The sequence below is a fragment of the Pseudomonas sp. SMV7 genome, from assembly GCF_052041995.1.
Taxonomy (GTDB): domain Bacteria; phylum Pseudomonadota; class Gammaproteobacteria; order Pseudomonadales; family Pseudomonadaceae; genus Aquipseudomonas.
Genome location: NZ_JBKGGT010000026.1, coordinates 19,385 through 43,547, shown reverse-complemented (window position 1 = coordinate 43,547; position 24,163 = coordinate 19,385). Strand labels below are relative to the sequence as shown.

General features: G+C 62.8%; 21 protein-coding genes and 4 tRNA genes. 5 read left to right on the top strand and 20 right to left on the bottom strand.

Annotated elements, in window-relative coordinates; genetic code table 11:
- The first annotated feature begins 43 nt into the window (after positions 1-43).
- Together ACLEJP_RS23480 and ACLEJP_RS23475 are read left to right on the top strand one after the other, a co-directional pair.
- Positions 44-1,522, top strand: coding sequence for a methyl-accepting chemotaxis protein (locus ACLEJP_RS23480; protein WP_440810380.1), 1,479 nt, complete (start codon positions 44-46; stop codon positions 1,520-1,522).
- A 74-nt stretch (positions 1,523-1,596) separates the two neighbouring features.
- Positions 1,597-1,965: an Mpo1-like protein gene (locus ACLEJP_RS23475; RefSeq protein ID WP_440810378.1), complete on the top strand. Its 369-nt coding sequence runs from the start codon at positions 1,597-1,599 to the stop codon at positions 1,963-1,965.
- A gap of 43 nt (positions 1,966-2,008) precedes the next feature.
- Here the strand turns inward: ACLEJP_RS23475 and ACLEJP_RS23470 are convergent, their stop codons facing one another.
- The 3 genes from ACLEJP_RS23470 to ACLEJP_RS23460 form a co-directional block, all read right to left on the bottom strand.
- Complete coding sequence (locus tag ACLEJP_RS23470; RefSeq protein ID WP_440810376.1) at positions 2,009-2,806, bottom strand: acyl-CoA thioesterase; 798 nt, start codon at positions 2,804-2,806, stop codon at positions 2,009-2,011.
- A gap of 76 nt (positions 2,807-2,882) precedes the next feature.
- Complete coding sequence (locus ACLEJP_RS23465) at positions 2,883-3,662, bottom strand: CHAD domain-containing protein (protein ID WP_440810374.1); 780 nt, start codon at positions 3,660-3,662, stop codon at positions 2,883-2,885.
- A gap of 17 nt (positions 3,663-3,679) precedes the next feature.
- Entirely contained in the window at positions 3,680-3,958 is a 279-nt protein-coding gene (locus tag ACLEJP_RS23460; protein WP_225777155.1) for a hypothetical protein, read from the bottom strand.
- A gap of 181 nt (positions 3,959-4,139) precedes the next feature.
- On the opposite strand from ACLEJP_RS23460, the gene ACLEJP_RS23455 reads away from it, so the two are divergent.
- Positions 4,140-5,180: a patatin-like phospholipase family protein gene (locus ACLEJP_RS23455; protein ID WP_289132593.1), complete on the top strand. Its 1,041-nt coding sequence runs from the start codon at positions 4,140-4,142 to the stop codon at positions 5,178-5,180.
- A gap of 67 nt (positions 5,181-5,247) precedes the next feature.
- On the opposite strand, the gene ACLEJP_RS23450 is transcribed toward ACLEJP_RS23455, so the two are convergent.
- From ACLEJP_RS23450 to ACLEJP_RS23400, 11 genes are all read right to left on the bottom strand, one after another.
- Positions 5,248-7,119, bottom strand: coding sequence for a SurA N-terminal domain-containing protein (locus ACLEJP_RS23450; protein ID WP_440810371.1), 1,872 nt, complete (start codon positions 7,117-7,119; stop codon positions 5,248-5,250).
- Between the two features lie 184 nt (positions 7,120-7,303).
- Positions 7,304-7,576 carry a nucleoid-associated protein HU-beta gene (gene hupB / locus ACLEJP_RS23445; RefSeq protein ID WP_003250246.1) on the bottom strand — a complete coding sequence of 91 codons (273 nt, stop codon included), beginning with the start codon at positions 7,574-7,576 and terminating at the stop codon, positions 7,304-7,306.
- A gap of 152 nt (positions 7,577-7,728) precedes the next feature.
- Positions 7,729-10,125 carry an endopeptidase La gene (gene lon, locus ACLEJP_RS23440; protein WP_440810369.1) on the bottom strand — a complete coding sequence of 799 codons (2,397 nt, stop codon included), beginning with the start codon at positions 10,123-10,125 and terminating at the stop codon, positions 7,729-7,731.
- Between the two features lie 163 nt (positions 10,126-10,288).
- A complete protein-coding gene (gene clpX, locus ACLEJP_RS23435) occupies positions 10,289-11,572 on the bottom strand; it encodes an ATP-dependent Clp protease ATP-binding subunit ClpX (protein WP_003250242.1) in 1,284 nt (427 codons plus the stop codon).
- A gap of 108 nt (positions 11,573-11,680) precedes the next feature.
- Complete coding sequence (gene clpP, locus ACLEJP_RS23430; protein WP_003259400.1) at positions 11,681-12,322, bottom strand: ATP-dependent Clp endopeptidase proteolytic subunit ClpP; 642 nt, start codon at positions 12,320-12,322, stop codon at positions 11,681-11,683.
- Between the two features lie 91 nt (positions 12,323-12,413).
- Complete coding sequence (gene tig, locus ACLEJP_RS23425) at positions 12,414-13,727, bottom strand: trigger factor (protein WP_440810367.1); 1,314 nt, start codon at positions 13,725-13,727, stop codon at positions 12,414-12,416.
- Positions 13,728-13,973: 246 nt separating this feature from the next.
- A complete protein-coding gene (locus ACLEJP_RS23420; protein ID WP_440810365.1) occupies positions 13,974-14,273 on the bottom strand; it encodes a DUF6388 family protein in 300 nt (99 codons plus the stop codon).
- A gap of 228 nt (positions 14,274-14,501) precedes the next feature.
- Positions 14,502-14,577 (bottom strand) — tRNA-His (locus ACLEJP_RS23415).
- A gap of 36 nt (positions 14,578-14,613) precedes the next feature.
- Positions 14,614-14,698: transfer RNA gene (locus ACLEJP_RS23410), tRNA-Leu, on the bottom strand.
- Positions 14,699-14,750: 52 nt separating this feature from the next.
- Positions 14,751-14,826: transfer RNA gene (locus ACLEJP_RS23405), tRNA-His, on the bottom strand.
- 40 nt (positions 14,827-14,866) lie between these two features.
- A tRNA-Arg gene (locus ACLEJP_RS23400) sits at positions 14,867-14,943 on the bottom strand.
- A gap of 271 nt (positions 14,944-15,214) precedes the next feature.
- Between ACLEJP_RS23400 and folD the strand changes: the two genes are divergently transcribed.
- Entirely contained in the window at positions 15,215-16,069 is an 855-nt protein-coding gene (gene folD, locus ACLEJP_RS23395) for a bifunctional methylenetetrahydrofolate dehydrogenase/methenyltetrahydrofolate cyclohydrolase FolD (RefSeq protein ID WP_296234884.1), read from the top strand.
- Between the two features lie 134 nt (positions 16,070-16,203).
- Here the strand turns inward: folD and ACLEJP_RS23390 are convergent, their stop codons facing one another.
- From ACLEJP_RS23390 to ACLEJP_RS23365, 6 genes are read right to left on the bottom strand one after another with little or no spacing between them, the layout of a single operon-like run.
- Positions 16,204-17,943, bottom strand: a complete 1,740-nt coding sequence (locus tag ACLEJP_RS23390) for an ABC transporter substrate-binding protein (RefSeq protein WP_440810362.1) — start codon at positions 17,941-17,943, stop codon at positions 16,204-16,206.
- Between the two features lie 39 nt (positions 17,944-17,982).
- Positions 17,983-18,255 carry a DUF2160 domain-containing protein gene (locus tag ACLEJP_RS23385; RefSeq protein WP_440810360.1) on the bottom strand — a complete coding sequence of 91 codons (273 nt, stop codon included), beginning with the start codon at positions 18,253-18,255 and terminating at the stop codon, positions 17,983-17,985.
- Between the two features lie 12 nt (positions 18,256-18,267).
- On the bottom strand, positions 18,268-19,068 hold the full coding sequence (locus tag ACLEJP_RS23380) for a carbohydrate ABC transporter permease (RefSeq protein WP_296234880.1): 801 nt from the start codon (positions 19,066-19,068) through the stop codon (positions 18,268-18,270).
- Positions 19,069-19,071: 3 nt separating this feature from the next.
- Entirely contained in the window at positions 19,072-19,935 is an 864-nt protein-coding gene (locus tag ACLEJP_RS23375) for a carbohydrate ABC transporter permease (protein ID WP_440810357.1), read from the bottom strand.
- Positions 19,932-21,029 carry an ABC transporter ATP-binding protein gene (locus ACLEJP_RS23370; RefSeq protein ID WP_440810355.1) on the bottom strand — a complete coding sequence of 366 codons (1,098 nt, stop codon included), beginning with the start codon at positions 21,027-21,029 and terminating at the stop codon, positions 19,932-19,934. The genes ACLEJP_RS23375 and ACLEJP_RS23370 overlap by 4 nt, the downstream gene beginning before the upstream one ends.
- Positions 21,029-22,123 carry an ABC transporter ATP-binding protein gene (locus tag ACLEJP_RS23365; protein WP_440810353.1) on the bottom strand — a complete coding sequence of 365 codons (1,095 nt, stop codon included), beginning with the start codon at positions 22,121-22,123 and terminating at the stop codon, positions 21,029-21,031. The genes ACLEJP_RS23370 and ACLEJP_RS23365 overlap by 1 nt, the downstream gene beginning before the upstream one ends.
- A 224-nt stretch (positions 22,124-22,347) precedes the next feature.
- Here ACLEJP_RS23365 and ACLEJP_RS23360 point away from each other — a divergent pair, with 224 nt between their 5' ends.
- Positions 22,348-24,096: a sigma-54-dependent Fis family transcriptional regulator gene (locus ACLEJP_RS23360; protein ID WP_440810351.1), complete on the top strand. Its 1,749-nt coding sequence runs from the start codon at positions 22,348-22,350 to the stop codon at positions 24,094-24,096.
- The last annotated feature ends 67 nt before the right edge of the window (positions 24,097-24,163 follow it).

Sequence of the window (24,163 nt, the reverse complement as noted above, 5' to 3'; positions counted from 1 at the left end):
CCTTGCCAATATTGTTTCCGCTCAACTCAGAGAAGACCTGCCCATGGGTGCCTGGCTTAGCAATGTTTCCCTGAAGTACAAGTTCTGGGCCGTCAACGCGGTGGCCTTTGTCACGACCTTGCTGCTGGTGCTGTATGCCGTGCATCTCGAGCAGCGCGCCCGCGCCGAAGCCGCGCAGGCGCAGGCCGCCGCGCAAGCGCAATTGCTGGCTGCCTGGCCAGCAGGTCAGCCGCTGCCGCGCGCGGCCAACGTCATCAGCTGGCCAGCGGGGCAAACGCCCAGCTTCGCCGGCGAGCCCCTCGATGGCCTGCGCAATGCCCAGGGCTGGGTCGAACTGCCAAGCGCCTGGCTCCTCGGCGACAACCCGTTGCGCGGCGCGCAGGTGCTGCGCAGCGGCACTCAACAAGTGGCGGTGCTGGCCCAATCGCCAAGCCTGCGCCAGGTGTTCTTCGACCGTTTCAGCAACTATGCGGTGTGCGTGCTGATCCTCATGCTGGCCATGCTGGGCGCCTCGCAACTGCTGATCCGCTTCCTGCTCAGCCAGCTCAACACCCTCAAGGACGTGATGCTGCACGTAGAAAAAACCGGCGACCTGGCAGCCCGCGTACCATTGGCCTGTGGCGACGAGGTCGGCCAGATGGCCGGGGCCTTCAATGCCATGCAGGCCACTTACCACCGGGTGGTCAGCACCGTCGCTCACACCGCCGCTCAGCTGGACTCCGGTGCCGCGCGCCTGGCGGCCAGCATGAGCGACGTCCGCCACGGCATGCTTGGCCAGCAGAGCGAGACCGACCAGGCGGCTACTGCCATCAACGAAATGTCGGCGACGGTGCACCACATTGCCCAGCATGCCGGCGCCACCCGCGACCTGTCACAAACCGCTGACAGCCTGGCCGGTAGCGGCCAGGAGGTGGTCAGCCGGGTGCAGGATTCGATTTCCGGGCTGTCCAGCGGCGTGCAACAGACAGCCGAGATGATTCGCCAGCTTGCTGAGGACAGCCAGAAGATCAACGGCGTGGTCAACGTGATCCACAGCATCGCCGAGCAAACCAACCTGCTGGCTTTGAACGCCGCCATCGAAGCCGCGCGCGCCGGCGACCTTGGGCGTGGCTTCGCCGTGGTGGCCGATGAAGTGCGCAACCTGGCCAAGCGCGTGCAGACGTCCACCGACGAGATCACCACCATGGTCTCGGCCCTGCAGTCAGGCACTCGCGACGCAGTGGAATTCATGCAGGAGAGCTCGTACAAGGCCGACGACTGTGTCAGGCAGGCCAGGGAGGCCGGTGCAGCATTGGCCGAGATTACCGGGGCCGTGGCACAGATGCGCGAAAGCAACACGCAGATCGCCGTGGCCGCCGAGCAGCAAAGCCAGGTGGCAGAAGAAATGAACCGTGCGGTGGTGAGCATCCGCGATGTCACCGAGCAGACCGTGCAGCAGACGGTCGGCTCGGCGACCACCAGCAGCGAACTGGCGACGCTGGCCGGCGAGCTGAACAAGGCGATTGGCCAGCTCAAGCTATAGTCACCATAGCCAGCCTCGATTGGCCCCCGCTCGGGGGCCGCACTAAGCTTTGGGCATAGCGAGAGGAAATGCCCATGAGCAAACGTCTGCCCAACCTGCACGCCTGGCAATGGCGCGGCTACCACCAGAACCACCGCCACCCGACCAACCTGGTACTGCACCTGATCGCCGTACCGTTATTCATCCTTGGCGCGCTGCTGGTCCTGTCCGGGCTGTTCAGCCTGGACCTCGGCCAGCTTGCCGTCGGTATCATCGCCTTGATCGCCGGCCTGGGCCTGCAACGCCAGGGCCATCGGCTGGAGGCGGAACAGCCGGAACCGTTCGCGGGCCGCAAGGACGCCGTACAGCGCCTGCTCACCGAGCAGTTCATCACCTTTCCACGCTTCGTGCTCAGCGGCGCCTGGTGGAAGGCCTGGCGCGAGCGACACAAACACCGTCAGTGATCGGTTGCGACCAGGCCGCAGGCCTGCGGCGGCCGAAATCTGGCTAGGCGAACACCGTCACAGTCTGGCGGCTCAATGCCAGCAGCTCGCCCTGTGCTGTCCACAGTGTCGCGGCGGCATGCCCGTAACCATCGCGCGCATATTCGGTTTCCACGCAATAACGGCACCAGTCGAGGGTCGACAACTGCGGTGTGGGCTGGACGAATTCAATGGTCCAGGTCAGGGTGCTGCCCGCAGCGGGCTGCCTGAGGAACGGCATCAGGCTTGGCGGCCAGGCATCGACCAACGCCAGCAGGTGCGCCTCGCTGAGCGGAGCTTCAGCCACCCCACGCAAACGCACCCAGCCGCCCATATGGCGTGAAGGGTTGCCACTGAACGGAAGGCCACCGACCGCCCAGCGCAGGGCCACGTGCTGCATGAAATCAGGGGTAATGCCTTTGATATGCGGCAACTCGGGGGCCGAATCCTCGAGCGCTTTCATGTCCATGGCCGGCAACGCCGGCACATCGACCACAGACGGCCGTCCGGTACCGAAATTGCCCTGCACCAGGGTCACCACCTGGCCGTCCTGAACGGCACGCCCCAGCAAGGTACTGACCGCCTTGCCTTCGCGCAGCACCTCGGCCTCGAAGCGGATTGGCACATCCGCTGCCGCCGGTGCAACAAAACTGATAGCCAGCGACCGCACAGGGCGACCATCGGTGATTTTCCGGCGCATGGTCTCATACACCAGGGCCGCCATCAGCCCGCCAAACACGGCGCGGCCCTGGGCCCAGCTCGGCGGGATACTGACCGCATCGGGGCTGGCCCGCACGGCGTCGAGCAATTGATTGAAGTTCATAGGCTGGCTCCTGCATGCCGCGAAAAGGTCTGCCCATCCTAGCCAGCAAGCCCTTGGCGATCAGCCCGCATATCGGTCATTGTTCGGGCTTTCGCCGCGCCAGCGCCCGCTGCAGGGCATCCAGGGTCACATCCGACTGGCGCTCTGCTTCGTGCAGCTCCTGCTCCCAGGCGGCTTTGCAAGGCGCCAGATCGGCCTGCTCGCGCGCCTGCAACAGCCATTGCAGACGGTCATGCCAGTCACCCAGGTCGCCCTGGGCCTGCTTCAGCAGGCGCCGCAGCGTGTTGCCCGCATGGTCGAGCTGCGGGTAGGCCTCGTCGCCGTAACGCGCGCGCTTGATCAGCAAGCGCAGGCGGTGGCGATCGTGGGACGGGTCCTGCAGGGCCTGGCGCAGTTTTCGCCACTGTTTGACCAGGCGTTTGTCGATCCGCTTTTCCAGCGACCTGGTCAGGCCTTCGCGGTCGGCCGCACGCAGGAACAGCGGAAACGCGTCGACGATCGCCAGCACCCGCGCCAGTTGCGGGCTGTCAGCGACGCTGGCAAATGTCCTGTCACGCCCTTCCACGCGGCGTTGCCCGGCCTCGGTAATACCACGCCCGATCAGTTCGGCCGCCAGTACCTCGCGGTCACGCAGCGGCGTCGTCAGTGCCCCCAGCGCCCTGGCGGCATCCTCCAGCTGCTCGACCCCGGGTAACCCGCGCAAGGGCCGCAGCAGGCTGCGCAGACGCCGCAGCGTGGTGCGCAGGTCGTGCAGGGCCTCGCTGTCGGTGTCGGCAGCCAGGCGTTCGCGGCAGGCCAGCAGACGCACCTGCAAGGCCAGTACCTGGGCCACTACATGATCGAGCATGGCAGGCATTCAACGATGCTCCCTGATCAGCGCCCGGCGCGCGACTCACGAATGTAGAAGCGCGCCTTTTCGGCTTTGCGAGTGCAGCTTTCATAGCCTTCGAACTGCTGCTGGGTCTTGGCTCCGGTCAGCAGCGACAAGGCTTTGGAATAGCTCACGGCACCGGCGAAGCCTTCGGCCTTGGCCAGGTCCAGTTCCTTCCAGGCGGCATCCAGTTGGCTCGCGCAACTTTCGCGATAGGCCGTCTTGCCCGCACAGCCAGCGAGGGCCAGGGCAATCAGTGGAAGGCAGATCCAGGCTTTCATCGATAAATACCTCAATGGAAAAAAACAGTGGCCGTTCGACGCCTCAAAGGCTCAAAAGTGCCGTTCCCGGGCCAGCTTTGCATGGCCAGTTCAATTACAGTAGCCCAGTGCGATCTACATTGAAGCACAGGCAACGATGGGTGCATTGTAGAACCATGCTTGCACGGGCCGGGGGATGTTCATGAGCAAACGCGTGGCGCTGGTATTGGGATCGGGCGGAGCCCGGGGGTATGCACACATCGGTGTGATCGAGGAAATCGAGCGCCGCGGCTACGACATCGCCTGCATTGCCGGCTGTTCGATGGGCGCCGTGATCGGCGGCATCTACGCGGCTGGCAAGCTGGACGAATACAAGAACTGGATCGAAAGCCTCGACTACCTGGACGTGCTGCGCCTGGTCGACGTCAGCTTTCGCCTCGGCGCAATTCGCGGCGACAAGGTGTTCGGGCAGATCCGCAAGATCGTCGGTGAAATCAACATCGAGCAATTGCGCATCCCTTATACGGCCGTGGCAGCCGACCTTACCAACCAGCAGGAAATCTGGTTCCAGGAAGGCTGCCTGCACCAGGCCATGCGTGCCTCGGCGGCTATCCCCAGCCTGTTCACACCGGTGATGCAAGGCAACCGCATGCTGGTCGACGGTGGCATCCTCAACCCGTTGCCGATCGTGCCGGTGGTGTCCAGCCACTGCGACCTGATCATTGCGGTCAACCTCAACGCCACCAACCAGAAACAGTACCAGTTGCCGGTGATAGAACGGCCAGCGGCCTTCAGGATGCGCTTTGATGCATTGCTCAGCTCGCTGGGGTCACGCCTGCCGTTCCGGCGCAAGCCGGCAGAAGAGCTGATTCGCATCGAGCAGGAAATCGTCGCCGAAGGGCTCGCACCGCCCAACCCGTGGCTGGCCGATGCCGCCGACCCGGAAGGCCAGCAGCCGGCAGCGGCCCCGGAACGCGAGGGCGCGCCAAAGTCGGCGACCGGCTCGTTCATCATCGACAACGTGGGGCCCGCTTCGCTGCTGGACCTGATCAACCAGAGCTTCGAGGTGATGCAGACGTCGTTGGCGCAATACAAGATCGCCGGCTATCCACCGGATGTGCTGATCAACGTGCCCAAGCGGGTATGCCGGTTTTTCGAGTTCTACAAGGCGCCTGAGCTGATTGCCCTGGGGCGAGAGATTGCGCGGGATACGCTGGATAATCATGAAGGGGTGAAGCGCTAGGCCGGAACAGGCGGCGGAAACAGAACAGGCCGCACTGGGCGGCCTGTTCGTTCATGCTTCCATCACCTTAGTAGCGGGTGATGTCTGCCTTGGCTTCCAGCTGCTTGCGGTAGGCCGCAAAGTCCTGCTGGCCGGCACGCGACGCGAGGTAGCGGCGAATCTGCTGCTTCTCTTCGTCGGTAGCGGTAGCGCCTTCGTTGACGCCCTTGAGCTGCAGTACGACCAGGCTGCCGTCACGCAGCACCACGCTGCCATACACCGGCTTGTCCTTGGACTGCGGCTTGGCCAGGCGGAACAGCGCCTGCAGCTCGGCCGGGTCGATTCCGTCCTCGCCGCGGGTGACCGCCTCGTAGGCTTTCCAGCCCTGCCCTTCGTGCACGCTAGCCGTGCTGATGGAACCGTCACGCAGGCCGGCAATCAGCTTGTCAGCCTTGGCCTTGAGTTCGGCAGTGGCCTTCTCTTTGGCCAGGTGTTCGCGAATGTTGTTGGCCACAGCTTCCAGCGGCAGTTGCTCCGGCTTGCGGTGCTCCTTGACGCGCAGGACCACGGTGGTTTCCGGGTCGAGTTCGATGGCGGTGCTGTTGGCACCCTCATCCAGCACTTCTTCGGAGAACGCAGCCTGCACCACCGAACGGTTGGCAGTGATGCCTTCGCCGCCCTCACGACCGAAGGCTGCAGAGGTGTGCACCTTCAGGTTCAGGTCCTGGGCCGGCTGGGCCAGGTCGGAAGCCTCGTAGGCGGCATCCTGCAACTGTTTGCTGGCATCGACGTAACGCTGCTCGACCAAGGGAATCTTCAGGTCCCGGGTCAGCTTGTCCTTGAGGCTGGCAAAGCTCGGTACTTCCGGTGCCTGCACGCCCAGCAGCTTGATCAGGTGATAGCCGAACTGGGTACGCACCGGCGCGGAAACCTGGCCATCCTGCAATTTGTACAGGGCATCCTCGAACGCCGGGTCATAAACACCCGGGCCGGCGAAACCAAGGTCACCACCGCTGCCGGCCGAACCTGGGTCCTGGGAGAATTCCTTGGCCAGTGCGGCAAAATCCTCACCCTTGGCCAGACGTTGCGCGATCTCTTCGGCACGGGCCTTGGCCTGGGCGTCGGTGACCTTGTCGTTGACCTCGATCAGGATGTGCGCAGCGTGACGCTGCTCGGCGAGGTTGGCGATTTCCTTCTCGTACTGGGCCTTGAGTTCTTCGTCGGTCACCTTGACCTGGTCGAAGAACGCCGACTTCTTCAGCTCGACGTAGTCGATCACCACCTGGTCAGGCGACATGAACTCCTTGGCGTGCTGGTCGTAGTGCGCCTTGACTTCTTCGTCGCTGACCTTGACCGCAGCCGGGTCGGCCTTGAAGGTCAGGGAGGCGAAGTCACGGGTCTGCTTCTCCAGGCGGGCAAAGGCATCGACCTGCTGGTCGGTGACGAAGCTGCTGCCGGCAAGGCCGGTGCGCAGCTGGCCGATGAGCATTTCCTCGGCCAGCATGTCGCGGAACTGCATGCGGCCGTAGCCCATCTGGCGGATGACCTGGTCGAAGCGGTCGGCGCTGAACTTGCCGTCAACCTGGAATTCCGGTGTCTGCAGGATGACCTGGTCCAGCGCCGCCTCGGAGAAGGCGAACCTGGCGTCTTCGGCGCCTTGCAACAGCAGCTTGCGGCTGATCAGGCCCTTGAGTGCCTCTTCACGCAGCAACTTGTCATCCAGCAACGCCGGGTCGAAATCCTTGCCCAGCTGTTGCATCAGCTGGCGGCGCTGCATGTCGGCCGCCTGGCTCAACTCGTTCTGGCTGATGGTCTGGCCATTCACCTTGGCGGCGTCCTGGCTGTGAGTAGCGGCCTGGAAAATGGCTTCGAAGCCGGTCAACGCCATCAACACGACGATAAGGCCGATGATGGTCTTGGCAATCCAACCTTGTGAATTGTCCCTGATATTTTGCAGCATGCGTCCCCCAGAAACGGCTGTACCACTGCGTCGACAACCGCGGAGCGTGGGTAGAAACCTGATAAAAGAAAGGCGCATCCGAGGATGCGCCTTTTCTTAGCAAACGTGTCAGGCGGGAACGTTTGCGCCCCCGCCATCAGCGTGCTCGGACCTGGCCAGGCCGGGTCCGGCTGAAAGAGACGACTTAGTTGACGGCGTCTTTCAGGCCTTTGCCAGCCTTGAAACCTGGAACCTTGGCGGCTTCGATCTTGATTGCCTTACCGGTTTGCGGGTTGCGGCCGGTGCGCTCAGCGCGCTCCTTGACCGAGAAGGTACCGAAGCCAACCAGTACCACATCGTCACCTTGCTTCAGGGCGCCGGTGACGGATTCGATGACTGCGTCCAGCGCACGGCCGGCTACAGCTTTCGGGATGTCAGCAGATGCGGCGATAGCGTCAATCAGTTCCGACTTGTTCACTCTAAGTCCCCTTATTTCTCAATTGAGTTTGTTTCTAAGTATGTAATGAAAAGCTTATGAAACGTGCGCTGGGTGGCCTGATGACACTAGCGTGCCGCTTTATAGCAAGGCCCCGAAAAAACTGTCAAGGAACGCCCCCCAGCCAGAAACTACTAGTGCGTGCTGATTCTTTCCTTAGCATCGCCGTCGCGCTTTTCATCTTTCGCGACAATCTCCGGAGCCACATCTGGCAAGGGCTCCGGGGCGTATTGCAGCGCAATTTGCAGGACTTCGTCAATCCATTTGACCGGTTTGATCTGCAGATCCTGTTTGATATTTTCCGGAATCTCCTTCAGATCGCGAACATTCTCCTCGGGAATGATCACCGTCTTGATACCACCACGGTGTGCCGCCAGCAGTTTTTCCTTCAGCCCGCCAATCGCCAGCACCTGGCCACGCAAGGTAATTTCACCGGTCATGGCGACATCGGCACGCACCGGAATCTGCGTCAGTGCCGAGACCAGTGCGGTGCACATGCCGATACCAGCGCTCGGGCCGTCCTTCGGCGTGGCGCCTTCAGGCATGTGGATGTGCACGTCGTGCTTCTCGTGGAAGTCGGCGGCGATCCCCAGGCTGCGCGCCCGGCTGCGCACCACGGTCTGGGCGGCAGTGATCGATTCGACCATGACATCGCCCAGCGAACCGGTCTTGATCAACTGGCCCTTGCCGGGGATGACCACGGCTTCGATGGTCAGCAGTTCGCCACCCACCTGGGTCCAGGCCAGGCCGGTGACCTGGCCGATCTGGTCCTGCTGCTCGGCCAGGCCATAGCGGAACTTGCGCACACCCAGCAGGTGCTCCAGTTGCTCGCTGGCCACCTTGACCTTGACCTGCTTCTGCCCGGTATGTTCCTTGACCACCTTGCGGCAGACCTTGGCGATCTGCCGCTCGAGGCCACGTACACCTGCTTCGCGGGTGTAGTAGCGGATGATGTCGCGGATCGCCGAGATGTCGACTTCCAGCTCTTCCTTCTTCAGGCCGTTGGCCTTGACCTGCTTGGGCACCAGGTACTTGACCGCAATGTTGATCTTCTCGTCCTCGGTATAGCCCGGCAGGCGGATGACTTCCATCCGGTCGAGCAGCGCCGGCGGAATGTTCATCGAGTTCGAGGTGCACAGGAACATCACGTCCGACAGGTCGTAGTCGACCTCCAGGTAATGGTCGTTGAAATTGTGGTTCTGCTCGGGGTCGAGCACTTCGAGCAGTGCCGAGGCCGGATCGCCACGCATGTCGCTGCCCATCTTGTCGATTTCATCCAGCAGGAACAGCGGGTTGCGCACTCCCACCTTGGTCATCTTCTGGATCAGGCGACCGGGCATGGAGCCGATGTAGGTACGGCGGTGACCACGGATCTCGGCCTCGTCGCGCACCCCGCCCAGGGCCATGCGCACGAACTTGCGGTTGGTGGCCGCAGCGATCGACTCGGCCAGCGAGGTCTTGCCGACGCCAGGCGGGCCGACCAGGCACAGTACCGGGCCACGGATCTTCTTGACGCGCTTCTGCACGGCAAGGTACTCGAGAATGCGGTCCTTGACCTCTTCCAGGCCATAATGGTCGGCATCGAGGATCTCCTCGGCCTTGGCCAGGTCCAGGCGCACTTTGCTCTGGGCCTTCCACGGCACCTGCACCAGCCAGTCGAGGTAGGAGCGGACCACCGTGGCCTCGGCCGACATCGGCGACATCTGCTTGAGCTTGTTCAGCTCGGCCTGGGCCTTGGCCAGGGCATCCTTGGGCAGGCCAGCGGCTTCGATGCGCTTTTTCAGCTCTTCGACTTCGTTGTGGCCTTCGTCGCCATCGCCGAGTTCCTTCTGAATGGCCTTCATCTGCTCATTCAGGTAGTACTCGCGCTGGCTGCGCTCCATCTGTTTCTTGACCCGACCGCGAATGCGCTTCTCGACCTGCAGCAGGTCGATTTCCGCATCCAGCAGCGCCAGTACATGCTCGACGCGGGTTGGCAGGTCGACGATTTCGAGAATTTCCTGCTTCTGCTCGATCTTCAGGGCCATGTGCGCGGCCATGGTGTCGACCAGGCGCCCAGGCTCTTCGATGCTGTTCAGCGACGACAGCACCTCGGCGGGCACTTTCTTGCCCAGCTGCACGTACTGTTCGAACTGCGACAGCAGGGTGCGCACGAAGACTTCCGATTCGCGCTCGGCGGCATCGGCTTCGTCGATCAGGGAAACCTCGGCGCGGATGTGCCCTTCCACTTCGCTGAAGCGCTCGACAGCACCACGCTGCTCGCCCTCGACCAGCACCTTGACGGTGCCATCGGGCAGTTTCAGCAGCTGCAGCACGGTGGCAACCGTACCGACGCGATACAGCGCGTCTTCGCCCGGGTCATCGTCGGCCGGGTTTTTCTGGGCCAGCAGCAGGATCTGCTTTTCGCCCGTCATCGCCGCCTCAAGGGCTTCGATGGACTTTTCGCGCCCCACGAACAGCGGGATGACCATGTGCGGGTAAACAACGACATCGCGCAATGGCAAAAGAGGCAAGTCGAGGGTGGTCTTCATGATTTCGCCTCTACAGCGGCCTTGTGGCCGGAAAACGGTGGAAATGATGCTTGGACCTAATGTGGGGGCACGCCTGGGAAATTACAAGCGCTAGCGCAGGAAAAGCAGAAAGGGGCCCGTAGGCCCCCTCCTTGCTTGCAAGCGTCAGCAGCCATCGCCTGGATCAGGCGTCCGGCGCAGCCTTGGCTTGCGGCTCGCTGTTTTCGTAGATCATCAGCGGCTGCGAAGTACCCTCGATGACGCTCTCGTCGATCACCACCTTGCTGACATCCTTCTTCGAAGGAATCTCGTACATGGTGTCGAGCAGCACGCCTTCGAGGATCGAACGCAGGCCACGGGCGCCGGTCTTGCGCTCCAGGGCCTTGCGCGCAACGGCCTTGAGCGCATCGCTGCGGAACTCGAGGTCGACGCTTTCCATCTCGAACAGCTTGGCATACTGCTTGGTCAGGGCGTTCTTCGGCTCGGTGAGGATCTGCATCAGCGCAGCTTCATCCAGCTCGTCGAGGGTCGCCAGCACCGGCAGACGGCCGACGAATTCCGGGATCAGGCCAAACTTGACCAGATCGTCCGGCTCGACCTCACGCAGCGACTCGCCAACCTTCTTGCCCTCTTCCTTGCTGCGCACTTCGGCGCCAAAACCGATGCCACCCTTGGTGGAGCGGTTCTGGATGACCTTTTCCAGGCCCGAGAAGGCGCCACCGCAGATGAACAGGATGTTGCGGGTATCAACCTGCAGGAATTCCTGTTGCGGGTGCTTGCGGCCGCCCTGCGGCGGTACCGAGGCCACGGTGCCTTCGATCAGCTTCAGCAGTGCCTGCTGCACGCCCTCGCCCGAAACATCACGGGTGATGGACGGGTTGTCCGACTTGCGCGAGATCTTGTCGATCTCGTCGATGTAGACGATGCCCATCTGGGCCTTTTCCACGTCGTAGTCGCACTTCTGCAACAGCTTCTGGATGATGTTCTCGACGTCCTCACCCACGTAACCAGCTTCGGTCAGGGTGGTGGCGTCAGCAATGGTGAACGGCACGTTCAACAGGCGTGCAAGGGTTTCGGCGAGCAGGGTCTTGCCCGAGCCGGTCGGCCCGATGAGCAGGATGTTGCTCTTGCCGAGCTCGACTTCGTCACCCTTCTTGTCACGCTGGTTCAGGCGCTTGTAGTGGTTGTACACCGCTACGGCCAGCACCTTTTTCGCGCGCTCCTGACCAATCACGTACTGGTCCAGGATGCCGCTGATTTCTTTCGGCGAAGGTAATTTGTGCGCGCTGCTTTCGGCCTGGGCTTCCTGCACCTCCTCACGGATGATGTCATTGCACAGGTCGACGCACTCGTCGCAGATAAATACCGAGGGCCCGGCAATCAATTTGCGCACTTCGTGCTGGCTTTTGCCGCAGAAGGAGCAATAGAGCAATTTGCCGCTGTCCTCGCCGTTACGGGTGTCAGTCATTCGATCGATCCAATCCGGTAGGCTTGCAACACAAGATGAAGGCAATTGCGGGCTTTTTCAAGTCCGCAGGTAGGCGCTTTCCGCGCCTACCTGCTCTGGCACCCCGGTTCAGGAGGCCAGTTGCCGCTTGTCGTAGACCGAGTCGATCAGGCCGTACTCGGCCGCGCGCGAGGCGCTCATGAAGTTGTCACGTTCGGTATCACGCTTGATGGTCTCGAGGTCCTGGCCGGTGTGATAGGCCAGCAGCTCGTTCAGACGGGCCTTGATATTGAGGATTTCCTGGGCGTGGATCTCGATATCGGTGGCCTGACCCTGGAAGCCGCCCAGCGGCTGGTGGATCATCACGCGCGAGTTCGGCAGGCAGTGACGCTTGCCCTTGGCACCTGCGGCCAGCAGGAAGGCGCCCATGCTGCAGGCCTGGCCGATGCAGATGGTCGAGACGTCCGGCTTGATGAACTGCATGGTGTCGTAGATCGACATGCCGGCGGTGACGGAACCGCCCGGCGAGTTGATGTACAGATGGATATCCTTGTCCGGGTTTTCTGCTTCCAGGAACAGCAGTTGCGCCACGACGAGGTTGGCCATGTAGTCCTCTACCGGGCCAACCAGGAAGATCACACGCTCCTTCAACAGGCGCGAGTAGATGTCGTAAGCGCGTTCGCCACGGGCGGACTGCTCGATAACCATCGGGACCAGGCCGCCTGCGGCCTGGATGTCAGAGCTCTGCTGAATATAAGAATTGCGGGACATGTCCTGCGCTCACTCCCAAATAGTCATGGCTTGAATACGCACAAGCCAGCTCGAAGGCTGGCTTGTGGGGGTTTCCTACGAGAGAAGCCTGTTACTCAGCGGCGGCAGGGGCCTGTGCTGGCTTAACGGCATCTTCGTACGAGACCGACTTGTCGGTCACAGTCGCTTTCTGCAGAACAGTATCTACAACTTGTTCTTCCAGCACAACCGAACGGACTTCGTTCAGTTGCTGGTCGTTCTTGTAGTACCAGGCGATGACCTGCTCAGGCTCCTGGTAGGCCGAAGCCATTTCCTCGATCATTTCGCGAACCTTGCCTTCGTCCGGCTTCAGTTCGAACTGCTTGACCACTTCGGCGACGATCAGGCCCAGGACCACGCGACGCTTGGCTTGCTCTTCGAACAGCTCGGCCGGCAGTTGCTCAGGCTTGATGTTGCCACCGAACTGCTGAACAGCCTGCACGCGCAGACGGTTGACTTCGTTTTCCAGCAGGGCTTTCGGCACTTCGATCGGGTTGGCGGCCAGCAGACCGTCCATGACCTGGTTCTTCACCTTGGCCTTGATGGCCTGGCGCAGCTCACGCTCCATGTTCTTGCGAACTTCGGCGCGGAAGCCTTCAAGGGTGGTTTCCTTGATGCCGAACTGGGCGAAGAATGCTTCGTTCAGTTCTGGCAGCACCGGGGCAGCAACGCTGTTGACGGTGATGGTGAACTCGGCGGCCTTGCCAGCCAGGTCCAGGTTCTGGTAGTCCTCGGGGAAGGTCACGTTGACAACGCGCTCTTCACCCGCCTTGGCGCCAACCAGGCCGTCTTCGAAGCCCGGGATCATGCGGCCGGAGCCCAGGACCAGCTGGGTCCCCTTGGCCGAACCGCCAGCGAACACTTCACCGTCGACCTTGCCGACGAAGTCGATGTTGACCTGGTCGTCTTTCTGCGCAGCGCGCTCGACGGCCTCGAAACGGGTGTTCTGCTTGCGCAGCACTTCCAGCATGTTGTCCAGGTCGGCGTCAGCCACTTCGGCGCTCAGGCGCTCGACGCTGATCGACTCGAGGCCGGCAACGGTGAACTCAGGGAACACTTCGAAGGTGGCGACGAACTCCAGGTCCTTGCCCTTCTCGAAGGACTTCGGCTCTACCGCAGGGGCGCCAGCCGGGTTCAGCTTCTGCTCGACGATGGCTTCATAGAAGGAAGCCTGGACCAGGTCACCGAAAGCCTCTTGACGAGCATCGGCCTCGAAGCGCTGACGGATCACGCTCATCGGCACCTTGCCTGGGCGGAAGCCGGCAACCTTGGCGCGCTTGGCAGTCTGTTGCAGACGCTTGTTGACTTCGTTCTCGACGCGCTCGGCCGGAACGGCGATGGTCATGCGGCGCTCGAGAGCGGAAGTGTTTTCAACAGAAACTTGCATGGATATTCCTCGTTGCACAGACGTTAGCCGGCGTTAGCCCGACTCCAGAATCAAGGGCAAGCATTCTAGTGAGTCGCGCAGCAGAAGTCACCCCACCCGGGACGACGGGAAGCCACGCCGGTCGATTAGCTTTCAAGGCCCCTACGGCATGCCGCAGGGCCTGCTTCAAAAAGGACTGCGCGGCGCCTTGGGCGCCCAACAGCCGAAATACCTTGTCAAACAACTGCCGCAACGAATTCGCTTCCTTTATTCAGGATCGATCTCGTTGAACTGGCAGTACTCTTCCCATTCCATCCGCAGCGCTTCAGCCACCTCGCGGTGCGTCTCCAGGCGCATGGCCTGCAGCTGCTCCGGGGTTTCGGCGATCAGTTGCAGGGCCAGCTCCCAGGGCTGGATGCCCTGCTCCTCGGCTGCATCTTCGAAAGCCCATTCGATCTGCTGGGCCTGCTCGCGCGCATCCAGTTCGCGGATTTCCTCCAGCAACTGCGGGTTGGCTTCAGCGAAGCGTTGCAGCGCCAGGGCCTGGCGGGCTTCTTTTGCGATCATCAGGTTGTTCCTCTGCCGACCAGCTGGGCCGGTGTTTCAACCGGCTGAAATCTAACAGCTTTTATTGGGGTGCCACCAGAGGATTGCAAGGTGGATCGAGTTATGGCTGCGAAGTTCATGGCTTGCGCCTTGTGGCGCCCGATCTCACAGGCACCACAACCTCCAAGGCATACACCCCAAAAACAACAAAGGCGCCCGGTCTCACGACCAAGGCGCCTTCGAAAAATATGGGGTGGACGATGGGAATCGAACCCACGACAACTGGAATCACAATCCAGCGCTCTACCAACTGAGCTACGCCCACCATATTGCGGTCTTGCGGTACAACCTTACAGAAGCATGGTGCGGACGAAGAGACTCGAACTCTTACAGCTTGCGCCGCTGGAACCTAAATCCAGTGTGTCTACCAATTTCACCACGTCCGCGTAACGCTTAAAACAAAGGCGCCAGATGCTATCGCGGCGCCTTTGAAGAATATGGGGTGGACGATGGGAATCGAACCCACGACAACTGGAATCACAATCCAGCGCTCTACCAACTGAGCTACGCCCACCATATTGCATTACAACCACTTGCTTGCCAAAGATGCCTAATGGCGCACCCGGCAGGACTCGAACCTGCGACCATCCGCTTAGAAGGCGGATGCTCTATCCAGCTGAGCTACGGGCGCTTAAGCTTGAAGCCTAACCGAACGAGACATTAACAGGTAACTGTCAAACCACTCATTCTGCCCGACTTCGCCAACCAGTGCTAGGCTGTGCCCGACAAGTGCGGCGAATCTTATAGGCGAGCCTGAATGTCGTCAACACCTTTCTCAAAAAAATTTAAATTATTTAAGGGCTTAGGGGATTTGCCCGACCACCCGCCTTTGCCCTTGGCCCGTGTCGTGCGAGAATGCGCCCTCTTTAATTGTTTCCTTCTCGATGGTTAATCACGCGTCTATGACTGCACACCTAATCGATGGCAAGGCGATCGCCGCCAGCCTGCGCCAGCAGATCGCTCAACGTGTCGTGGAGCGTCGCCAGCAAGGCCTGCGTACACCCGGCCTGGCAGTGATCCTGGTCGGCACCGACCCCGCCTCCCAAGTCTATGTCTCGCACAAGCGCAAGGACTGCGAAGAGGTCGGTTTCATTTCGCAGGCGTTCGACCTGCCCAGCGACACCACGCAGCAGGCCCTGACCGAGCTGATCGACCGCCTCAATGACGACCCGGCCGTCGATGGCATCCTCCTGCAACTGCCACTGCCGGCGCACCTGGACGCCTCGCTGCTGCTCGAGCGCATTCGCCCGGACAAGGACGTGGACGGTTTCCACCCGTACAACATCGGCCGCCTGGCCCAGCGCATCCCGCTGCTGCGCCCGTGCACGCCGAAGGGCATCATGACCCTGCTGGAAAGCACCGGCCAGGACCTGTACGGCATGAACGCGGTCATCGTCGGCGCATCCAACATCGTCGGCCGCCCGATGGCCATGGAACTGCTGCTGGCCGGCTGCACCGTGACCGTCTGCCACCGTTTCACCAAGGACCTGGCCGGCCATGTCGGGCGTGCCGACCTGGTGGTCGTGGCTGCCGGCAAGCCGGGCCTGGTCAAGGGCGAATGGATCAAGCAAGGTGCCATCGTCATCGACGTCGGTATCAACCGTCAGGACGATGGCAAGCTGGTCGGCGACGTGGTCTACGAGACCGCCCTGCCGCGCGCGGGCTGGATCACCCCGGTGCCGGGTGGCGTCGGGCCGATGACCCGGGCATGTCTGCTGGAGAACACGCTGTATGCGGCGGAAGAGCTGCACAAGTAATACCGCGTGAAATGAAAACGGCACCTCTGGCAGGTGCCGTTTTTTTTTGCCTGGCGTGGGAGGTTTAGCGCCTATGAGATCGAGCGCCGCGCGGGCGGCGCTCGATTCACGCATCAACCCAAATCCTCAGCCGATCACTTCCTGCCCGCCTCCCAAGACTTGAGCAGTTCGCTGTAGCTGACCGTCTCGCCCTTGGGCTTCTCGTTGGCCAGTTTCGGTTTCGGTGCGCCAGGCTGGTCGAACCAGTACTGCGCATCCCGCTCCGGGTTCAGCTTCGGCGCGCAGGTGGCCTGGGCATTGGACCGTTGCAGACGCTCCATCATCCGGTCCTGGTCGCGGGCCAGCCCATCCAGGGCTTCCTGCGGGGTTTTCTCGCCGCTCGCCACCTCGGCGATATGGCTCCACCACAGCTGCGCCAGGCGCGGATAATCCGGCACGTTGGTGCCGGTCGGGGTCCACTGCACCCGCGCCGGGCTGCGATAGAACTCCACCAGCCCGCCCAGCTTGGGCGCCAAGTCAGTCATCGCCTGGGAGTTGATGTCCGATTCACGAATCGGCGTGAGGCCGACGATGGTCTTTTTCAGCGATACGCTCTTGGAGGTGACGAACTGGGCGTACAGCCAGGCCGCCAGCCGTTGCTTCTCCGGGGTGGACTTGAAGAAGGTCCACGAACCGGTGTCCTGGTAGCCCAGCTTCATCCCCTCCTCCCAGTACGGCCCCTTCGGTGATGGCGCCATGCGCCATTTCGGCGTGCCATCGGCGTTGACCACCGGCAGGCCGGGCTTGGTCATGTCGGCAGTGAACGCGGTGTACCAGAAGATCTGCTGGGCGATGTTGCCCTGGGCGGGCACCGGGCCTGCTTCGGAGAAAGTCATGCCCTGGGCTTCCTTGGGCGCATAGGCGCGCATCCAGTCGACGTACTTCTGCGTGGCATAGACCGCAGCCGGGCCGTTGGTGTCACCACCACGGGTCACGCTGGAACCCACCGGGTGGCAGTCCTCCACGCGAATGCCCCATTCATCCACCGGCAGGCCGTTGGGCAGGCCCTTGTCGCCGCCACCGGCCATGGAGAACCAGGCGTCGGTGAAGCGCCAGCCCAGCGACGGGTCTTTCTTGCCATAGTCCATGTGGCCATAGACGCGCTTGCCGTCGATTTCCTTGACGTCTTCGGTGAAGAACCGGGCAATGTCCTCGTAGGCCGACCAGTTCACCGGCACACCCAGCTCGTAACCGTACTTGTCCTTGAACCTGGCCTTCAGCTCGGGCCGTTCGAACCAGTCGGCACGGAACCAGTACAGGTTGGCAAACTGCTGGTCGGGCAACTGGTAGACCTTGCCATCAGGTGCGGTGGTGAAGGAAATGCCGATGAAGTCCTTCAGGTCGAGGGTCGGCGAGGTGTAGTCCTTGCCCTCGTTGGCCATCAGGTCGGTGATCGATTCCACCTTGCCATAGCGAAAGTGCGTACCGATCAGGTCGGAATCGTTGACCCAGCCATCATAGATGTTCTTGTCCGACTGCATCTGTGTCTGCAGCTTTTCCACCACGTCGCCTTCCTGCAGCAGGTCGTGGGTCAGCTGGATACCGGTGATTTCACTGAAGGCCTTGGCCAGTACCTTGGACTCGTACTCATGGGTAGTGATGGTTTCGGACACGACATTGATCTTCATCCCACGGAACGGCTCAGCTGCCTTGATGAACCACTTGAGTTCGGCCAGTTGCTGTTCAGGAGTGAGGGTCGACGGCTTGAACTCGCTGCCGATCCATTTCTTCGCCGCGTCCTCGTACTGGTCGGCCCAGGCTGTGCCCTGCGCGCCGGCCAGCACCAGCAATGCGGCCAGGGTCAAATGTCGCCTGTTGTACTTGTTGTCGAACATTGTGATCTCCCGTTTCAGTTATTCCACAGGGCCGTTCGCTCAGCCCCAGCGCAGCACCACCAGCAGCCACACCAGAGACAGCAGCGAGGCTACCCACAATGGCCACTCGCTGACGCCAACCACCAGCAGATGCAGGTAGGCGCTGGCCAGCAGGCCGATGAACAAGCGGTCGCCACGGCTGGTCACCAGCGGTAGAAAGCCGCGTCGCTCCACACAAGGCCGGCGCAGCTCGAGCAAGGTCATGCCCAGCAGCAGCACACCCACGGCGGCGAAGAACAACGCCGTCGGCAAGGTCCAGGCCATCCATTCCATGCCCTACCCTCCTCAGACCCGGCCCAGGGCAAAACCCTTGGCCACATGGTTGCGCACGAACCAGATCACCAGCATGCCGGGCAGGATGGTCAATACCCCCGCCGCTGCCAGCACCCCCCAGTCGATACCCGAGGCCGACACCGTACGGGTCATCACCGCGGCGATCGGCTTGGCATTCACCGAGGTCAGCGTGCGCGCCAGCAGCAGTTCGACCCAGGAAAACATGAAGCAGAAGAACGCCGTGACGCCGATGCCGGAGCCGATCAGTGGAATAAAGATCTTCATAAAGAAGCGTGGGAAACTGTACCCGTCGATGTAAGCCGTTTCGTCGATTTCCTTCGGCACACCCGACATGAAGCCCTCCAGGATCCACACCGCCAGCGGCACGTTGAACAGGCAGTGAGCCAGGGCCACGGCAATATGGGTGTCGAACAGGCCAATCGACGAATACAGCTGGAAGAACGGCAGGAGGAACACCGCCGGCGGCGCCATGCGGTTGGTCAGCAGCCAGAAGAACAGGTGCCGGTCGCCGAGGAAGCGGTAGCGCGAGAAGGCGTACGCCGCCGGCAGCGCCACCAGCAGCGAAATCAGTGTGTTCAGGCACACGTAGTACAGCGAGTTGATATAACCGCTGTACCAGCTGGCATCGGTGAAGATCACCCGATAGTTGTCGAGGGTGAATGCCTGCGGCCACAGGGTCAGGCTACCGAGGATCTCGGTATTGCTCTTGAACGACATGTTCAGCAGCCAGTAGATCGGCACCAGCAGGAAGAAGAAGTACAGCAGCAGGGCCAGCGATTTGCGTGTGCTCATGGCCTAGTCCTTGTCGGCATGGGTCATGGCTGTGTAGAACAGCCACGACACCAGCAGGATGATCAGGAAGTAAACCAGCGAAAACGCCGCCGCCGGGCCCAGGTCGAACTGGCCCACGGCCATGCGCGTGAGGGTCTGGCTGAGGAAGGTGGTCGCGTTGCCGGGCCCGCCACCGGTCAGCACGAAGGGCTCGGTGTAGATCATGAAGCTGTCCATGAAGCGCAGCATCACCGCGATCAGCAACACGTTCTTCAGCTTCGGCAACTGGATATGGCGAAACACCGCCCAGCCCGAGGCGCGGTCAATGCGCGCGGCCTGGTAATACACATCGGGGATGGCGCGCAGGCCCGAATAGCACAGCAGCGCGACCAGCGAGGTCCAGTGCCAGACGTCCATCACCAGCACGGTGAGCCAGGCGTCGAACGGGTCGCCGGCGTAGTTGTAGCTGACCCCCAGCCTGGCCAGGGTGGCGCCGAGCAGGCCGATGTCGGCACGGCCGAAGATCTGCCAGATGGTGCCGACCACGTTCCACGGGATCAGCAACGGGATCGCCATGACGATCAGGCACACCGACGCCATGCGCCCCCTGGTCGGCATGGTCAGGGCGATGGCAATGCCCAGCGGGATCTCGATCAGCAGCACGCAGGCGGAATAGATGAACTGGCGCAGCAGCGCGTCATGCAGCGCCGGGTCGCGCAGCACCTGGCGGTACCAGTCGGCGCCGACGAAGTAACGGTTGGACTGGTCGAAAATGTCCTGCACCGAGTAGTTGACCACGGTCATCATCGGCACCACGGCACTGAATGCGACCAGCAGGAACACCGGCAGCACCAGCCACCAGGCCTTGTTGTTGGGCACCTTGTTCATGGCGCCACCTCCAGCAGCACATCGTCTAGATACAGCATCAGCCACTGCGCCGGCAGGCTGACCCAGGCCTGGGCCACAGGCACTGGGCGGTCCTCGCCCTGGCGTGCCTTGAGCGCGACGCCGCCCAGCTCGAGGGTGACGATGCGGTAGGTGCCCAGGTCCTCGACGTCCAGCACCCGTGCCGGGTAGGCATCCTCGAACGGGCTGTCCCACAGCTGCACGAATTCGGGGCGGATGCCGACCTGCAGGCGCCCGCCTGCCGTCGCCGCCAGACGCTCACGCAAGCCATCCGGCAGTGGCAGGTGGATATCGCCGAAACTCACCCCGCCCGCCTCGGCACGCACCTCGATCAGGTTCATTCCGGGGCTGCCGATGAAATAGCCGACGAAGGTGTGCCGCGGCCGCTCGAACAGCTCGCGCGGGGTGCCGAACTGGACGATGCGCCCGCCGTGCATCACTGCGATCTTGTCGGCGAAGGTCGAGGCTTCCAGCTGGTCGTGGGTGACGTAGATCATGGTGATGTTGAACTGCTCGTGGATCTGCTTGAGCTTGCGCCGCAGCTTCCACTTCAGGTGCGGGTCGATCACCGTCAACGGCTCGTCGAACAGGATCGCCGACACATCGTCGCGCACCAGGCCACGGCCCATGGAGACTTTCTGCTTTTCGTCGGCACTGAGGTTGCGGGCCTTCTTGCGCAACGCCGCGGTCAGGTCGAGCACCTCGGCAATCTCCTCGACCCGGGCACGCACGCGGGCTTCGTCGAGGCCCTGGTTGCGCAGGGGGAACGCCAGGTTGTCGTACACCGACAGGGTGTCGTACACCACTGGAAACTGGAACACCTGGGCGATGTTGCGCGCCTGCGGCGGCAACTGGTTGACCGGCTTGCCGTCGAACAGCACCTCGCCATGGGACGGCGTCAACAGCCCGGAAATAATATTGAGCAAGGTCGACTTGCCACAGCCCGACGGCCCCAGCAAGGCATAGGCACCGCCCTGCTCCCACACATGTTCCAGTGCGTGCAGGGCATAGTCCGCCTCGCTGGCGGGCTGGCGGCTGTAGCTGTGCGCCAGTTGGCGCAGACGGATTTCGGCCATCACCCTCTCCTTGCCTGGCGCAGCCCGGGGGCCTGCACCAGCGCCCCGGCACTGTCGAACACGAACAGCTTGTGGGTGGGAATGAACACGCGGATCGGCGTGTCCACCTGGTATTCGTGTACCCCTGGCAAATGCAGGGTCATGCGCCAGTGGTCGTTGCGCACATGCAGGAAGGTCTCCGAGCCACTGATCTCGGCAAGCTCGACCAGCACGGCCAGCTCCAGGTCATCGTCGTGGGCCGGCACCAGGCTGATGTGGCTGGGCCGCACGCCAAAGCGGTAATCGCCTTCGGCAAGCGGCTGCAGGTCGGCATTGCGGGCAAAGTGCACGGCCTGGGCCAGGCTCACCTCGTTGCCACTGATACGACCGGGCACCAGGTTGATCGGCGGTTCGGAAAACAGCTCGGCGGCCAGCACGCTGCCGGGGCGCTGGTATACCTCGGCGGTAGGGCCACTCTGGACGATCCGGCCTTCGTGCACGAGCGTCGTGGTGCCGCCCAGCGCCAACGCTTCGTTGGGCTCGGTGGTGGCATACACGGCAATGCAGTGGCGCGCCGCGAACAGCTCGCGCAGCTCCTGGCGCAGGCCCTCGCGCAGCTTGTAATCGAGGTTGACCAGCGGCTCGTCGAAGAGGATCAGCGAGGCATCCTTGACCAGCGCCCGGGCCATCGCCGTGCGTTGCTGCTGGCCACCGGACAGCTCCAGCGGCAGGCGTTGCAGGTAGGCTTCGATGCGCAGCATCTCGGCGGTTTCCTGCACCCGCCGGCGGATCTCCGGTTCGGCCATGCGTGCCTGGCGCAGCGGCGAGGCGATGTTCTCGTACACGCTGAGGGTGGGGTAGTTGATGAACTGCTGATACACCATCGACACGTTGCGCTGGCGCACCGGCACGCCGGTCACGTCCTGGCCATTCATCAGCACCCGCCCACGGTCCGGGCGGTCGAGCCCGGCCATCAGGCGCATCAGGCTGGTCTTGCCGGCCAGGGTGCGGCCCAGCAGTACATTGAACGAGCCGGGTTCGAAGCGCAGCGAGGCATCGACGATCCAGGCCTGGTTGTCGACGCTGCGGCTGACCTGTTCCAGCACCAGGGACATGGCGTGGCCTTCTTGTGATTGTTGTCTGCCGAATACAGCCAGTTTCGTGCCAGTTACGCCGCACCCGTCTGGCCCGCGCCCTGCCCGGCAGCCCGGTCAAGGTACAGGTTCACAAGTGAACACAAGCGTTGAACAACTGAACACTCGCGGGTTTGACATTGAACAACCGTGAACGACACTGAACAGCGGTCGGCTCCATTACAACAATCACACAGGACAGGCCCATGGCCGCATCCGCTTCGACCCATGCCCAACTGATCCAGGCCTCCTGGGCCCGCTGCCGCGAGCATGGCCTGCAACCCCAGCACGCCCCGGATTTCGACTGCCTGACCCGCGCCGAGCTGAACGCCGTGCTGGAGCGGCGCCAGGCGCTGCTGCGCTTGACCCGCGAGGCGGTATTGCCGCATTACGCACACCTGCTGGGCAATGCCAGCTACCTGGTGATGCTGGCCGATGCCAGCGGCTGCCTGCTCGATACCTGGGGCTCGCGACGCTTCATCGAGCCACGCCAGCAGCACGGGTTCAGCGCCGGCGCCCACTGGCACGAGCGTGGCGTCGGCACCAACGCCCTGGGCACCGCACTGGTCTGCGCCGAGGCCATTCACGTGGGCCAGGACGAGCACTTCCTGCGCCAGAACCGCTATATGTCCAGCGCCGCCGCGCCACTGTTCGACGCAACGCGGCAACTGGTCGGGGTGCTCGACGTCGCCAGCGACGGCTACCTGCCCGCCAGCCAGACCCTGGGCCTGGTACGCATGATGAGCCAGAGCCTGGAGAACCGCCTGATCCTTGCCGAACATGGCGAGCGGCATGCCCAGCTGATGTTCAACAGCGCTTCCGACAACCTCGACAGCCCCTGGGCCGGCCTGCTGGTGTTCGATGAACAGGGCCAGGTGCTGGCGGCCAATCACCGGGCCGACAGCCTGCTCGGCGGCAACCCGCTAGGGCAGAACGTCGAGCAGCTGTTCCAGCTGCCGCTGCCGCAACTGCTCAGCCACCCCCGGCAACAGCCTTTCGCCTTGCAGGCCACCGGGCGCAACCGCTTTCATTGCCAGTGGCAGCCTGCCCGGGAGGCCACCTGCCGCCCCACCGCCAGCAGCACCGACCCGCGCCTGGAGAAAGCCCTGGCGCAGGCCAGCCTGCTGCTGGAGAAGGACATTCCGGTGCTGGTGCAGGGGGAAACCGGCGTCGGCAAGGAAGTGTTCGTCGACACCTTGCACCGCGCCAGCAGCCGCGCCGGCCAGCCGCTGGTCGCGGTGAACTGCGCGGCAATCCCCGCCGAGCTGGTGGAGTCGGAGCTGTTCGGCTACGACAGAGGCGCGTTCACCGGTGCCCACCACAAGGGCAACCCGGGGCTGATCCGCAAGGCTGACCATGGCATCCTGTTCCTCGATGAAATCGGCGACATGCCGCTGCCGACCCAGGCCCGCCTGCTGCGCGTCCTGCAGTCACGCAGCATCCAGCCGCTGGGCAGCGGCGAGCCGGTAGCGGTGGATATCCGCGTGGTGTCAGCGAGCAATCGTGACCTGGCCGAAGAAGTGCGTGCCGGGCGCTTTCGCCAGGACCTGTACTACCGCATCGCCGGGCTGGCAGTGCGGCTGCCACCGCTGCGCGAACGCAGCGACCGGCGCCAGCTGATCGAGCAGGTGCATGCTCGTTACCGTGAGGCCGGGCAACCTGCACGGCTGCCGCCAGCCATTGTCGAGCTGTTCGACCAGCATCCTTGGCCAGGCAATATGCGTGAACTGGTGAGCGTGCTGCAGGTGGCGCTGGCCTTGGCCGGCAACGGCCCGGTCGGCCTGGAACACTTGCCTGCGAGTTTCCTGGCCGAGGCGCAGGTGCCGGTACCGCTGGTGGCCGCAGAGGCAGACCTGCAGGCGCTGGTGCAGCAGGCCAATGGCAACCTGTCGGCGGTGGCACGTGCGCTGGGGATCAGCCGCACCACGCTGTACAAGCGCCTGCGGCAACTGTAGCCACCCGAATGGCGCCGCAGCGCGCCACTCAGCGCGTCAGCCGCTCACCCGCAGGCCAATGCTTGCT

What these genes read in the sequence shown, in the direction of transcription:
- ACLEJP_RS23480 (WP_440810380.1), top strand. Translation starts at nt 44, where the DNA reads ATGGGTGCCTGGCTTAGCAATGTTTCCCTGAAGTACAAGTTCTGGGCC.
- ACLEJP_RS23475 (WP_440810378.1), top strand. Translation starts at nt 1,597, where the DNA reads ATGAGCAAACGTCTGCCCAACCTGCACGCCTGGCAATGGCGCGGCTAC.
- ACLEJP_RS23470 (WP_440810376.1), bottom strand. Translation starts at nt 2,806, where the DNA reads ATGAACTTCAATCAATTGCTCGACGCCGTGCGGGCCAGCCCCGATGCG.
- ACLEJP_RS23465 (WP_440810374.1), bottom strand. Translation starts at nt 3,662, where the DNA reads ATGCCTGCCATGCTCGATCATGTAGTGGCCCAGGTACTGGCCTTGCAG.
- ACLEJP_RS23460 (WP_225777155.1), bottom strand. Translation starts at nt 3,958, where the DNA reads ATGAAAGCCTGGATCTGCCTTCCACTGATTGCCCTGGCCCTCGCTGGC.
- ACLEJP_RS23455 (WP_289132593.1), top strand. Translation starts at nt 4,140, where the DNA reads ATGAGCAAACGCGTGGCGCTGGTATTGGGATCGGGCGGAGCCCGGGGG.
- ACLEJP_RS23450 (WP_440810371.1), bottom strand. Translation starts at nt 7,119, where the DNA reads ATGCTGCAAAATATCAGGGACAATTCACAAGGTTGGATTGCCAAGACC.
- lon (WP_440810369.1), bottom strand. Translation starts at nt 10,125, where the DNA reads ATGAAGACCACCCTCGACTTGCCTCTTTTGCCATTGCGCGATGTCGTT.
- clpX (WP_003250242.1), bottom strand. Translation starts at nt 11,572, where the DNA reads ATGACTGACACCCGTAACGGCGAGGACAGCGGCAAATTGCTCTATTGC.
- clpP (WP_003259400.1), bottom strand. Translation starts at nt 12,322, where the DNA reads ATGTCCCGCAATTCTTATATTCAGCAGAGCTCTGACATCCAGGCCGCA.
- tig (WP_440810367.1), bottom strand. Translation starts at nt 13,727, where the DNA reads ATGCAAGTTTCTGTTGAAAACACTTCCGCTCTCGAGCGCCGCATGACC.
- ACLEJP_RS23420 (WP_440810365.1), bottom strand. Translation starts at nt 14,273, where the DNA reads ATGATCGCAAAAGAAGCCCGCCAGGCCCTGGCGCTGCAACGCTTCGCT.
- folD (WP_296234884.1), top strand. Translation starts at nt 15,215, where the DNA reads ATGACTGCACACCTAATCGATGGCAAGGCGATCGCCGCCAGCCTGCGC.
- ACLEJP_RS23390 (WP_440810362.1), bottom strand. Translation starts at nt 17,943, where the DNA reads ATGTTCGACAACAAGTACAACAGGCGACATTTGACCCTGGCCGCATTG.
- ACLEJP_RS23385 (WP_440810360.1), bottom strand. Translation starts at nt 18,255, where the DNA reads ATGGAATGGATGGCCTGGACCTTGCCGACGGCGTTGTTCTTCGCCGCC.
- ACLEJP_RS23380 (WP_296234880.1), bottom strand. Translation starts at nt 19,068, where the DNA reads ATGAGCACACGCAAATCGCTGGCCCTGCTGCTGTACTTCTTCTTCCTG.
- ACLEJP_RS23375 (WP_440810357.1), bottom strand. Translation starts at nt 19,935, where the DNA reads ATGAACAAGGTGCCCAACAACAAGGCCTGGTGGCTGGTGCTGCCGGTG.
- ACLEJP_RS23370 (WP_440810355.1), bottom strand. Translation starts at nt 21,029, where the DNA reads ATGGCCGAAATCCGTCTGCGCCAACTGGCGCACAGCTACAGCCGCCAG.
- ACLEJP_RS23365 (WP_440810353.1), bottom strand. Translation starts at nt 22,123, where the DNA reads ATGTCCCTGGTGCTGGAACAGGTCAGCCGCAGCGTCGACAACCAGGCC.
- ACLEJP_RS23360 (WP_440810351.1), top strand. Translation starts at nt 22,348, where the DNA reads ATGGCCGCATCCGCTTCGACCCATGCCCAACTGATCCAGGCCTCCTGG.